The sequence below is a fragment of the Clostridium sp. HBUAS56017 genome (assembly GCF_007115085.1).
In the GTDB taxonomy this organism is placed as follows: domain Bacteria; phylum Bacillota; class Clostridia; order Clostridiales; family Clostridiaceae; genus Clostridium; species Clostridium cibarium.
Window position 1 is genome coordinate 24,017 of the sequence record NZ_SULK01000015.1, and the last position, 11,878, is coordinate 35,894.

Sequence of the window (11,878 nt, forward strand, 5' to 3'; positions counted from 1 at the left end):
TCAATATAGAAAAGAGGATATTTATGAATGAAAAATGGTTGACCTGGGCTAAAAAGCTTCAATCCATCGCCCAAGCAGGACTTGAATATTCTAAAGATAAATACGATCTTGAAAGGTTTGAGCAAATTAGAGATATTTCTGTAGAAATAATGCATGAATATACTGATATTGATAACTCAAAACTTTATGATTTGTTTTGTAATGAAGTTGGCTACCAAACACCTAAAGTTGATGTACGTGGAATTATTATTAAAGATGAAAAAATTCTTTTAGTTAAAGAAAGTTTTGATGGCAAATGGGCTCCTCCTGGCGGTTGGGCTGAAATTGGACTTTCCATAAAAGAAAATACTATAAAAGAAGCTAAAGAAGAAGCTGGGGTCAATGTCATACCTAAAAGAATAATTGCAATATATGATAGGAATACACATAACTATCCTACTTGTGCTTATGACATCTATAAAGTATTTGTTATTTGTGACTTAATTGATGGAAAATTCACTGAAAATATAGAAACTGAAGCTAGTGAATTCTTTTCCTTAGATGATCTTCCAGACTTATCTACTGGAAAAATTACAAGAGAACAAATTGAATTTTGCTTTAAAGCTAATGAAAACGAAAATTTACCTGTTTTCTTTTCATAAAAATAGACACATTGAATTTAATTCAATGTGTCTATTTTTAGTAAGTTTATTATATCAACTTCATGGATGTACTCTTTAGGGAGAATAGAAAAAGTTCTTTATATTAAAAGCAAGGTCACGCGAATTATTTCCTTTTAATATATTACTTAAAGTATATTCTTTTACTTTGTCATATTGACTAAATATTTCTTTTGCTCTGTTGCAGTCATTATAAACTTTCCAGTAACCGCAAATCAAACATTTTTTCTTTGTACATTCCATAAAATCTTTAACATCTTTTATTGGTATACCTAGGAATAATCCTAATTCATGAGGACAGTGATATAAATCATACCTTTCTTTTAAGGTTTGAATATATATACTAATATCCTCTTTACTTGTATATCCTAACTTCATTAAGAACTTTTTATGTTCTTCTTCAAATATATATTTTCCAAGTGATTCTTTATTGTAAAGCATCACTATTATAGCATCTTCACTTTCTCTTAACTCAACAAATTGTAAATCTATGTTTCTTACAAATTCTCTACCATAGCTTACCCATTTTGAATAAGTATTATCACCTGATTTTTTAAATGTAACTGTAGAAGCAGGCTTTATCCCTGCTACTACCTGTGAAATATTGAATAATAAAAAGTTTTCTATATAATCTTTATCATCCATCAAATTTAGTTTACTGTAAAAATCTAAGTACTTCATATCATTATTATAGACTAGCTATTTGTCTGCCAAATTCTCTACATTTCTCTTCATCTGAACTCTCTGGCTCATTTTCTACCATTAATAAATCTAATGTTGATTGGCATCCATAAGAAATCATTCTTTCTTCAAAATTTCTAAGCCAAGTTCCATCTCCCCAGCCATAAGATCCAAATAAAGCAACCTTCTTTCCTGATACTTTTGAAGATATTTCTTCTATAAAAGGTTCAAACTCACCCTCTTCTAGTACTTCATCGCCCATTGCTGGACAACCTAAGATTATAATTTCTTCTTCATTAAAAATATCTGAATTAGCATCACTTACATTAATTATATCTACTGATTTTCCTTTTTCAGTTATACCTTCTCCAATTAAATTTGCCATCTTTTCTGTATTTCCTGTTCCTGACCAATAAACAATTTTCATTTTAACTCCTCCTAATTTATATAGATATTCATTCTCAACAATATATTCTTATGCAAATCCTAACAATGATCCGACTTGGTAAACTAGTACAGATGCTATCCATGCCACAACGAAAGTATAGGATGCTGCAAATATTGTCCACTTCCAAGAATTTGTTTCTCTCTTTATTGCCCCTAATGCAACTAAACAAGGTGTATATAATAATGCCATTACCATAAATGATATAGCTGATAAAGGCGTAAATATACTTTGAATTGCTGTTGTTAATTCTGGTCCTTCTTCAACTCCTGCATAAATCAATCCCATAGTAGCTACTACTGATTCTTTAGCTAATATACCTGTTAAAAGAGACACCCCTGCTTGCCATGTTCCAAATCCAGCCAAAGTAAATATTGGTGCTATAACTCCTCCTATTATTCCAAGCAATGATTCTTGACTATTAGGTTCTACACCAACCGGGAAATTTGATAAGAATGTTAACAAAATCATAACAGGTAAAATTATAACTCCTGCCTTTTTAATGAATGCTCCTGCTTTTTCCCACATAAGTAAAACAACATTCTTAATAGATGGTATTTTATAGCTTGGAAGTTCCATAACAAAGTATGAAGCCTCTCCTTTAAATAAAGTTTTACTGAATATTTTACCCATAATAAGTGCTACAATTAATCCTGTTGCATAGATTGCAAATAAAATTAATCCTTGATTTTCTTCAAAAAATGCACTTATAAATAATGCATATATAGGTAATCTTGCCCCACAAGAAACGAAAGGATTAATAAGTATTGCTATCATTCTGTCTTTTTTATTCTCTAATGTTCTTGTAGACATTATTCCCGGTACATTGCACCCTGTACTAACTAGCATCGATACAAATGTTTTTCCATGTAAGCCTAGACTTCTCATAAGTCTATCCATAACATATGCTGCTCTTGCCATGTATCCACTATCTTCCAATAATCCAATTAGGACATACATAACCATTATTAATGGCAAAAATGCTAGTACACTTCCTACTCCTCCAAAAACGCCATCTCCTATAAGATTAACTAGTATATCTGGAGCCCCTATATTTGCAAGCATATTAGATACACTATCTCCAAGACTTCCTATTAGCCCATCTACTATATCCTGAAGTCCCGCCCCTACTATAAATGTAATTTCATATAATATATACATAATAACTGCAAATATAGGTATTCCTAAAAACTTATTTGTTACTATTTTGTCTATTTTATCTGTAATTGTTTCTTTACCATTTTCTTTTCTAACTATAATATTTGAAACCAAACTTGATATAAAAGAATATCTTTCATTTACTATAGCCATTTCTCCTTCAAAACCAACCTTTTCTTCTATTTCTTTATTACAAAATTCAAGCTTATCATTAATCGATTTATTCTCAGAAACTTTTAGTTCATTTTTAATATGCTCATCATTCTCTAATAACTTTATAGCTGCCCATTCTGAAGTAAAATTAGTATTATTTGCATTTTTTTCTATAGTTTTTGCTAAAGCTTCTATCTCATCATTTATACTTTCACCATAATCTATTTTAATTTTTGAAGGTTTTATGTCCTCACTAATACTAATTTTTATTAACTCTTCGATTCCCTTTGATTTTAAAGCAACTGTAGGAATTACTGGAACTCCTAATTTTTTAGCAAGCTCTTTTATATTAATTTCTATTTGCTTATTTTCTGCCTCATCCATCATATTTAATGCTATTACAACCTTAGCTCCCATTTCCAATAACTGAATGGTAAGATATAGATTTCTCTCAATGTTAGTTGCATCTATTACATTAATAACTACATCAGGTTTATCATTAACTATATAATTTCTCGCAATAACCTCATCTTCTGAATATGCTCCTAAACTATAGGTTCCTGGCAAATCAACTACAGTATATTCTTTACCTTGGTATTTCAATATACCTTCCTTTTTTTCTACTGTAACTCCTGGCCAATTACCTACATGCTGTCTTGCTTTTGTTAAAATATTAAATAAACTTGTTTTCCCACAATTAGGATTACCAGCTAATGCTATTGTCTTCATTTTACTCCCCTTCTGATATTGAAACTTATTATCAATAATTTGCTAAATTGATATCATTACTTTTTGTGCTATACTTTTATCTATAGCAAATCTACTTTCATCTATAGCAACTATTATGCTTCTTCCATCATTTTTAATTATTCTTATCTTATTTCCTGATATAAGTCCTAGTTCACTTAATCTTTTCCCTAGACCATCTTTCATCGAAATTGATTTAACTTCAACTTCTTTACCTTCATCTGCTAAGTTCATTGGCAGTATCATATAACCACCTCTACTCTCCAGCTACTACCATAGCTTCATTTTTTCTTAACGTTAGCTTATATCCTCTTACTAGAACTTCCATCGGATCACCAAAAGGTGCTCTCCCAGTAACTTGAAGCTCTACTCCTGGTGTTATTCCCATATCCAAGAGCTTTCTTCTTACTGGACTATTTTTTTGGATATTGTTAACTTTCATCTTCTCTCCAACCTGTAATTGATCCAAAGTACTCATAACTACCTCCCAATTTTATTTAATAATTCATAACCTTTTTTAGTTATTTCCCAATCTACCTTATCATTTAATTTCTTAGTACTACATCCACAAGAACACTTCTCGCATGCAGACATATCACATGATATTTTCGCAATATAGCCCATATTTATAAGCTTATTTTTAAAATCATCAACCATAGATTCCTGAAGATTAAATTCTCTAGCTATTACTCTACTAGAAAAATTACCTTCCCTGTTAATAAACTCTAATACTTTATTTAACATTAACTCACTCCCTTTGGCATAGATGCTTGATTTTTCTTCTCGTTATTGATATTGTACATCAACTGATAACTAATTTCAACTATTTCTTTTGATTTTTATTTTATTCATAAATATACAAACTTCTATAATTTTTACTACAAATTATTAAGAGTAAAATTTATTATTTAGCCAATACTATATATATACTTAAATGCAAGGAGAGATTAATAATGTCAAGTAGAACTGGTACAGTAAAATGGTTTAACACTGAAAAAGGTTATGGATTTATTTCCGGTGATGATGGTAATGATGTTTTTGTGCATCATTCCCAATTAAAAACCCAAGGTCCTAATAAAGATTTACAGGAAGGCGAAAATGTATCTTTCGATGTTGAAAATGGAGAAAAAGGGCCTATGGCTGTAAATGTTCAAAAGTTATAATAAAGAAGCTGTCTCAATTTTGAGACAGCTTCTTTATTATAAAAGTAGATGCCAAGAACCAACATCTAGCCACTTTTCTTGTTTATACCCAACTTCTTTATAATAAGCTACGTTTTTGAAACCAAATTTTTCATGTAATGATACACTTACATCATTTGGCATAGTTATTACTGAAACAAGTGTATGTATTCCCGCTTCTCTACATCGCTTCAACAATTCTTCCATTAACTTAGTTCCTACTCCTTTTCCTTTTTCATTAATATCTAAATATATAGTTACTTCTTTAGTTAAATCAAAGGCAGCTTTTGACCTCCATTCACTAACATATGCATAACCTATTACTCTATTATTTTCTTCATATACAATCCAAGGATCTCTATTTATATGCTTTTTAATTTTCTCTTTCATATCATTTAGCTCTATTTTTTCCATATCAAAAGTAATACAAGTATTCAATATGTAATAATTATTAATCTTCGCAATATCTTTTGAATCTTCTATCTTAACATTCCTTATCATACTTATCCTCCTTTTCTAATATAAGTATACCAAAAATTAAAGGTTGTAGAAAAATCATTTCTACAACCTTTATTCTTTTATCGACTTTATTGCTTCTTTAACAATATCAATTTCGATTTCTTCTGTATTATCTACATTAACAATTAAAGTCTCCCCTCTTACTCCTAAATCTAAATTTTTTTTATTAATTAAATCTAATCTTTCCTTAAATATTGTCATTCCCTCATCAAATATTGATATCCCATCATCAACTTCTCTACCTAAACTATTAGAATTAACTGTAACTACTAATTCAACTCCATATTCATCACAGCATTTTATTAAAAACCGCTTAAATATATCTTTAATTTCTGGAACTATAGTATATGCAGTTATATCAAATTTATTTTTTCTTAGCAAGTCAACTAAATATTTACCCATTATATCTTCTTCTTCTCCTGTATATCCCTTATCACTTATTACGATAACACACGCCTTATACATAACTCCTCCTATTTAACTGTTACTTTACTACTATAATACTTAATTTATTAATAAATTATGTTATTGTATCCACATTCACTTAATTCTTTTTCTTTTATTAATAAATAGTCTTCTATAGCATTTATATTTATGAAAACATCTTCATTTCTTGGAAAAATATATCTCACACTTATATTACTATACAGGTCATCAAAAGATTTATTTCCATTCTCTATCATCATTTTCAAATAAGGTAATACAGCCTTATCATATATAGCGCAAAAACTTTGAATTTTACTCATTGCAAATGGTACCAATACTTGTTCTTTAAAATTAATTATGCCCATATAATCTAAAAATCTTTTGCTTATTAACGGCATATTACATGAAAGCACTAATGCCTTCGAATTTCTAATTTTATTTAATGCTTTATAAATACTAATCATAGCTATCATTTCTGAACTTGTAACCTTTTTCTCTTTGTTATAATACCTTAACATTTCATTAGCTTGATTTAAAATTATTATTTCATCATAATTGCTTACAGACTCTAAAATAATTTCTAAGTATCTCCTGTCTTTGTACTCACTTAACTTTTTACCCCTCATCTCCTTATTTATCTCAGCCATGCCATAAAGAATTATTGCAGACTTTCCAATTTTCATTTTTATCACCCTTTGTTATTATTTATTTTCTCCCCCAATCCCCTACATCGTTAATTATTTTATATTATCTCCAATATATTTTTTTTACCTTTGTACAAATTAAAAATTTCTGGAACATTATATACATATTCTTAATTTGTAAATATATTCAAACAAAAAAGATCCTATAATAAATTTTCTTTACTATAAGATCTTATAATTACCTTAACTTGTTATTCTATCCTAAAATTCTTCTAGCTCTACCAATTTTACTCCAAGGAACATTTACTATTCTAACATTTGAACTACTATTTGGAGCTTCTATCCATTGTCCATTTCCTATATACATTCCAACATGTTCTAGACTTGAGTAAAACAACAAGTCTCCTGGTTTTAAATCTGAAAGTGAAACTTCTGTTCCATCTCCTATCTGATCCCAAGTGGTTCTACCTATCGATATGCCAGCTTGTTTGTATCCCCATTGCATAAGTCCTGAGCAATCAAAAGCTCTATATCCCTGATTTGCATAACTTGCAGCTCTATTATAAAAACCCCCTGCTGCTTTAATCGGATATAAGCTCCTAAGGCTATTTAAAAGAGTTGTGGTTAAGGACTCACCATCTCCTCCCCAAACATAAGGACTTCCTAATTGCGATTTCATAGCATTAAATATTGAGTAGAACGTTGATGTATTATTTGTATGTTCATCACTAGTACTAGAATTTGCAACCTTAATATACTCACTGCTTACATATCCAGCTTGTCCATTAAAGTTTATCTTAATCCACTGTCCACTCTTACCTGTTATATTAACTATTTGATTATTTAATAAATATCCTAAAACTGTTGAATTTGTGCCTGCACTAGATCTTACTCTTAAATTGCTAGTTATATTTATAACCTGCCCTTTTTGATTAGATATAACTTCTTCTGAATGATTTGTGCTATCACTTGAACCAGATGTCTCTCTTACATAATCTCCTGATACATATCCTGTTACTGAACCTGTTCTTATATTATACCAATTTCCACTCTTTCCTATTATATCAAAGCCTTCACCGTTTCTTAAAGAACCTATTACTTTCGAACTTGTGCTTGCTGATTGTCTTATGTTTAAGCTATTTGTTATATTGGTTACTTGTCCTCTTCCACTCGCAGCTTGCTGAGGAGTACTGCTAGGAACAGAGTTTCCTGATACTTCTTTTACATAATCTCCTGATACATATCCTGTTACCGAACCTGTTCTTATATTATACCAATTTCCGCTCTTTCCTATTATGTCAAAGTTTTCACCATTTCTTAAAGAACCTAATACTCTCGAACTTGTGCTTGCTGATTGTCTTATGTTTAAGCTATTTGTTACATTTGTCACTTGTCCTCTTCCACTTGCTGTAAAATTTTCTTGTGTTTCAGCTTTTGTATTTACTGGTGTTGCATTTTCTTTTTGAACATATTCTTTTGAAACATATCCATCTGAATTGTTAAAGGAAATTTTATACCAATCTCCATTTTCACCTGTTATACCAACTTCTTGTCCGTTTAATATATAACCTAAAATAGATGAAGAAGTAGAAGGACTTGTCCTAACTCTTAAATTAGATGTTATATTAACTACTTTTCCTTTTACCCCAGATTTTACTTCAACTTGTGGTTTAGGTTTATTTTGTATACTTGAACTATCTACTTCTTTTACATATTCACCATTTATAAAACCTATTGTGTTTTGTGATTTTATATTATACCAACCATTACTATTTGATATAATCTCAAATGTATCACCATTTCTTAATGATCCAATTACAGCTGAACCTGTGCTTGCTGATTGTCTTATATTTAAACTACTTGTTATATTTATTACTTGTCCTTTTTTTTCAGATGTAACTACAGTATTTGAAAGAGATTCATTTAAATTTATATAATCTTTTGAAACATACCCTTCTCTCCCATTAAAAGATATCCTATACCAGCCACCTTTTTCTGAGTTAACCTCAATTTCTTGTCCATTATATAAATATCCAATAGTATCATAGTTAGTTCCTGCATCTGAACGAACTCTAAGATTAGTGCTTATATTAACCACTTTTCCTTTAGTAACACTTTTTAATGCCATACTACTTTTAGTTAACTCGCCAGTTTTAATATTACCAGCATTGTTTTCAGTTGCATGTACAGTATTGCTAGATAAACTTATCCCTCCTGCAATTGCCGATGATGCAACTACAAGTTTCATTATTTTATTTCTTTTCATAACTTATCTCCTTCAATCTGTAATACTTAATATATATCAATTTCACTTTACAAAAAGTCACTTATTATTCATATATGAATATATTATACCATATTATTCTTTTTCTAACCTTATTATCGAATAATTTACCAAAAAAATAAGACCCTTTTGACAAATTTCTCATTTTTCAAAAAGGTCTTAAAAAATTAATATCCTATAAACTTTTTATAATATCTATATTTCTCTAGTTTTTCTAACTTCAGGTTCTACCTTAAATATTGCTACAGATACTCTCTTATAAACTAAGAACGTAATAACAGAAACTAGAACGGCCTTAACTCCATTAAAAGGTAATAAACCTGCAGTAACATAATTCATCAATTGTGATGGTTCCATTGCCATACCATAAGCAGGTAATAAGAAATATACATTAGCTACTATTGCAAATACCTCCATAAATAATGCCCCTACTATCATACCAATAACAGCATTTTTTTTGCTCTTTCTTCTATTGTATATAATTGTTGCTGGTAAAATAAATGATATTCCAATTATAAAGTTAGCAACTTCTCCCACTCCACCAGTTTGAGTACCTCTAAGTAGTAAGAACAATAATATCTTTATTCCTTCAATAACTATTCCAGCAATAGGACCAAATGCAAAAGCACCCATAAGTACTGGCAATTCACTAATATCCATCTTTAACCAACCGAAAGCAGGCAATATTGGAACTTCAATATACATTAGAATCACTGCTATAGCTGACAATAATGAAATTTTAATTAATTTGTTTAATCGTGTGTTTAAATTATTCATTTTAACCCTCCAATTTTTTCTCCTAGGGTGGATGTTAAAAACAAATAAAGCCCTGACATTCTACGTCAGGGCTAATGATAACAAATTCATTAGAATTATCTTTCTAACTATTGTATGTTATCTTCTCTCATCCAGACTATACTGTCGGCTTCGGAATTTAACCGAATCAACTAAAAACTTAGCTCGCGGGCTATACCGCCGGTGAGGACTTACACCTCGCCCTGAAGACTTTTTTGTTTATATTATACACCTATTTTAAAATTGTTGCAATATATACTATTCTATGTCTTTCATTGTTAATCCTATTCTCTTACGTTTAGTATCTACTTCCAATATCTTAACCTTAACTATGTCTCCAACTTTAACTATATCCAGAGGATGCTTAACAAATCTATCTGCCATTTGGCTCTTATGAACCAATCCGTCTTGGTGAACTCCTATATCAACAAATGCTCCAAAGTCAGATACATTTCTTACTGTTCCCATAAGAACCATTCCTGCTGATAAATCTTTAAGATCTACAACCCCAGTTTTTAAAATCGGCTTTGGCATTTCATCTCTAGGATCTCTACCAGGCTTTTGAAGTTCTTTAATAATATCCTTTAATGTTAATTCACCAATTTCAAAATCTTTTTCAATATTATTTAATCCTTTATTTTTTACTCTCTCTTCTATATCTTCTAATTTCTTATTCTTCAAATCATCAGCTGAGTATCCTAATATCTCCATAAGTTTTTTTGCTTCACTGTATGACTCTGGATGAACTGATGTATTATCTAAAGGTTCTTTACTCTCTGCTACTCTTAAAAAACCTGCACACTGTTCATAAGCTTTTTGCCCTAATCTTTTAACTTTTAAAAGTTCTTTTCTACTTTTAAATCCACCTTGTTCATCTCTATAATCTACAATATTTTTTGCAATAGCTGCATTAATACCTGAAATATATGTTAGTAATGATGGTGTTGCAGTATTTAAATCAACTCCAACTTTATTTACCGAATCTTCTACTACTCCTTTAAGAGATTCTTCTAATCTCTTTTGGGTAACATCATGTTGGTACTGTCCTACTCCTATAGCTTTAGGATCTATCTTTACAAGCTCTGCTAGTGGATCTTGAAGTCTTCTACCTATTGATATAGCGCCTCTAACTGTTACATCAAGATCAGGATATTCTTTAGTTGCAAGTTCAGAAGCTGAGTAAACAGAAGCTCCAGCTTCTGATACTATGACATATGCTAATTCTTTACCAGTATCTTCTTTAATCTCTGCAATCATCTCAGATATAACTTCTTCTGATTCTCTTGAGGCAGTTCCATTACCTAATGATATAACATCTACATCGTATTTTTTTATAAGAGCTTTCAAAGTCTTTTTAGTTCCTTCTATATCTTTTCTTGGAACAGTTGGATATACCGCAACATTTTCTAAGAACTTTCCTGTTGCATCTAAAATAGCAACTTTACACCCAGTTCTAAACCCTGGATCATATCCCATAACTACTTTCCCTTTTATAGGAGCTTGCATTAATAATGCCTTTAAATTTTCCTTAAAAACCATTATAGCTCCAACTTCACCCTTATCAGTAAGCTCACTTCTAATTTCTCTTTCTATTGATGGAAAAACCAATCTCTTATAGGCATCTCTTATAGCAAGCTTTAATTTTTCGTCTGTAGTTTCATTCTTTTTAAGAAGCTCTCTCTCCAAATAGCTAATTACTTTATCTTCACTTAAAGTAACCTTTACAGAAAGAATCTTTTCTTTTTCTCCTCTATTTATAGCCAATATTCTATGAGGCGGGATCTTCTTTACTTCTTCACTATAATCATAATACATTTCATAAGGAGTTGGTTCTTCTGATTCACCTTTTGACTCAATGTAACCTTCTCTCATTACTAATTCTCTTATGAACTTTCTATATTTTGCTTCTTCTGAAATTCCTTCAGCTATTATATCTAAAGCTCCTAAAATTGCATCTTCAGCTTTTTCAACGCCTTTATCTTCACTTACATATTTTAAAGCTTCTTCTTCCAAATCTCCCTTAAACTTTCCCTCAAAAATCAAATTAGCTAATGGCTCTAACCCTTTTTCCTTAGCTATAGTTGCTCTAGTTCTCTTCTTAGGTTTGTAAGGTCTATATATATCTTCAACTTCTGTCAAGGTTTCTGCTTTTCCTAAAGCTAAAGTTATTTCTTCTGTAAGTTTTC

General features: G+C 30.2%; 14 protein-coding genes and 1 riboswitch. Of the genes, 2 read left to right on the forward strand and 12 right to left on the reverse strand.

What is annotated here, in order from left to right:
- The first annotated feature begins 23 nt into the window (after positions 1-23).
- Positions 24-641, forward strand: coding sequence for an NUDIX hydrolase (locus FAY47_RS13280; protein WP_143317385.1), 618 nt, complete (start codon positions 24-26; stop codon positions 639-641).
- Positions 642-716: 75 nt separating this feature from the next.
- Here the strand turns inward: FAY47_RS13280 and FAY47_RS13285 are convergent, their stop codons facing one another.
- From FAY47_RS13285 to FAY47_RS13310, 6 genes are read right to left on the reverse strand one after another with little or no spacing between them, the layout of a single operon-like run.
- Positions 717-1,340, reverse strand: a complete 624-nt coding sequence (locus FAY47_RS13285; RefSeq protein ID WP_143317387.1) for a DUF3793 family protein — start codon at positions 1,338-1,340, stop codon at positions 717-719.
- A gap of 7 nt (positions 1,341-1,347) precedes the next feature.
- Positions 1,348-1,767 (reverse strand): flavodoxin, encoded by a 420-nt coding sequence (locus FAY47_RS13290; RefSeq protein WP_143317389.1) that lies wholly within the window; start codon positions 1,765-1,767, stop codon positions 1,348-1,350.
- A 48-nt stretch (positions 1,768-1,815) separates the two neighbouring features.
- The gene (feoB, locus tag FAY47_RS13295) at positions 1,816-3,825 is read right to left on the reverse strand and encodes a ferrous iron transport protein B (protein WP_143317391.1); all 2,010 of its coding nucleotides are present in this window, start codon (positions 3,823-3,825) and stop codon (positions 1,816-1,818) included.
- Positions 3,826-3,867: 42 nt separating this feature from the next.
- Positions 3,868-4,089, reverse strand: a complete 222-nt coding sequence (locus tag FAY47_RS13300; protein WP_143317393.1) for a FeoA family protein — start codon at positions 4,087-4,089, stop codon at positions 3,868-3,870.
- A 10-nt stretch (positions 4,090-4,099) separates the two neighbouring features.
- On the reverse strand, positions 4,100-4,321 hold the full coding sequence (locus FAY47_RS13305; RefSeq protein WP_143317395.1) for a ferrous iron transport protein A: 222 nt from the start codon (positions 4,319-4,321) through the stop codon (positions 4,100-4,102).
- A gap of 2 nt (positions 4,322-4,323) precedes the next feature.
- Entirely contained in the window at positions 4,324-4,587 is a 264-nt protein-coding gene (locus tag FAY47_RS13310; protein ID WP_143317397.1) for a FeoC-like transcriptional regulator, read from the reverse strand.
- A 209-nt stretch (positions 4,588-4,796) separates the two neighbouring features.
- Here FAY47_RS13310 and FAY47_RS13315 point away from each other — a divergent pair, with 209 nt between their 5' ends.
- Entirely contained in the window at positions 4,797-5,006 is a 210-nt protein-coding gene (locus FAY47_RS13315) for a cold shock domain-containing protein (protein WP_143317398.1), read from the forward strand.
- Between the two features lie 36 nt (positions 5,007-5,042).
- On the opposite strand, the gene FAY47_RS13320 is transcribed toward FAY47_RS13315, so the two are convergent.
- The 6 genes from FAY47_RS13320 to FAY47_RS13345 all read right to left on the reverse strand — a co-directional run.
- Positions 5,043-5,525 (reverse strand): GNAT family N-acetyltransferase, encoded by a 483-nt coding sequence (locus FAY47_RS13320; protein ID WP_143317400.1) that lies wholly within the window; start codon positions 5,523-5,525, stop codon positions 5,043-5,045.
- Between the two features lie 69 nt (positions 5,526-5,594).
- Positions 5,595-6,008 (reverse strand): molybdopterin-binding protein, encoded by a 414-nt coding sequence (locus tag FAY47_RS13325; protein ID WP_143317402.1) that lies wholly within the window; start codon positions 6,006-6,008, stop codon positions 5,595-5,597.
- A gap of 47 nt (positions 6,009-6,055) precedes the next feature.
- Positions 6,056-6,652, reverse strand: a complete 597-nt coding sequence (locus FAY47_RS13330) for a hypothetical protein (RefSeq protein ID WP_143317404.1) — start codon at positions 6,650-6,652, stop codon at positions 6,056-6,058.
- A gap of 217 nt (positions 6,653-6,869) precedes the next feature.
- On the reverse strand, positions 6,870-8,879 hold the full coding sequence (locus FAY47_RS13335; RefSeq protein WP_143317406.1) for an SH3 domain-containing protein: 2,010 nt from the start codon (positions 8,877-8,879) through the stop codon (positions 6,870-6,872).
- 213 nt (positions 8,880-9,092) lie between these two features.
- The gene (locus FAY47_RS13340) at positions 9,093-9,674 is read right to left on the reverse strand and encodes an ECF transporter S component (protein ID WP_143317408.1); all 582 of its coding nucleotides are present in this window, start codon (positions 9,672-9,674) and stop codon (positions 9,093-9,095) included.
- A 115-nt stretch (positions 9,675-9,789) separates the two neighbouring features.
- A riboswitch (FMN riboswitch) is annotated at positions 9,790-9,907 on the reverse strand.
- Positions 9,908-9,950: 43 nt separating this feature from the next.
- On the reverse strand, positions 9,951-11,878 hold a 1,928-nt coding region (locus FAY47_RS13345; RefSeq protein ID WP_243129622.1), incomplete at its 5' end, for a Tex family protein.

Excerpts from the sequence above, each read along its gene's own strand:
- FAY47_RS13335 (WP_143317406.1), bottom strand. The coding sequence starts at position 8,879 with ATGAAAAGAAATAAAATAATGAAACTTGTAGTTGCATCATCGGCAATT.
- FAY47_RS13325 (WP_143317402.1), bottom strand. The coding sequence starts at position 6,008 with ATGTATAAGGCGTGTGTTATCGTAATAAGTGATAAGGGATATACAGGA.
- feoB (WP_143317391.1), bottom strand. The coding sequence starts at position 3,825 with ATGAAGACAATAGCATTAGCTGGTAATCCTAATTGTGGGAAAACAAGT.
- FAY47_RS13280 (WP_143317385.1), top strand. The coding sequence starts at position 24 with ATGAATGAAAAATGGTTGACCTGGGCTAAAAAGCTTCAATCCATCGCC.
- FAY47_RS13340 (WP_143317408.1), bottom strand. The coding sequence starts at position 9,674 with ATGAATAATTTAAACACACGATTAAACAAATTAATTAAAATTTCATTA.
- FAY47_RS13310 (WP_143317397.1), bottom strand. The coding sequence starts at position 4,587 with ATGTTAAATAAAGTATTAGAGTTTATTAACAGGGAAGGTAATTTTTCT.
- FAY47_RS13305 (WP_143317395.1), bottom strand. The coding sequence starts at position 4,321 with ATGAGTACTTTGGATCAATTACAGGTTGGAGAGAAGATGAAAGTTAAC.
- FAY47_RS13330 (WP_143317404.1), bottom strand. The coding sequence starts at position 6,652 with ATGAAAATTGGAAAGTCTGCAATAATTCTTTATGGCATGGCTGAGATA.
- FAY47_RS13290 (WP_143317389.1), bottom strand. The coding sequence starts at position 1,767 with ATGAAAATTGTTTATTGGTCAGGAACAGGAAATACAGAAAAGATGGCA.
- FAY47_RS13320 (WP_143317400.1), bottom strand. The coding sequence starts at position 5,525 with ATGATAAGGAATGTTAAGATAGAAGATTCAAAAGATATTGCGAAGATT.
- FAY47_RS13300 (WP_143317393.1), bottom strand. The coding sequence starts at position 4,089 with ATGATACTGCCAATGAACTTAGCAGATGAAGGTAAAGAAGTTGAAGTT.
- FAY47_RS13315 (WP_143317398.1), top strand. The coding sequence starts at position 4,797 with ATGTCAAGTAGAACTGGTACAGTAAAATGGTTTAACACTGAAAAAGGT.
- FAY47_RS13285 (WP_143317387.1), bottom strand. The coding sequence starts at position 1,340 with ATGAAGTACTTAGATTTTTACAGTAAACTAAATTTGATGGATGATAAA.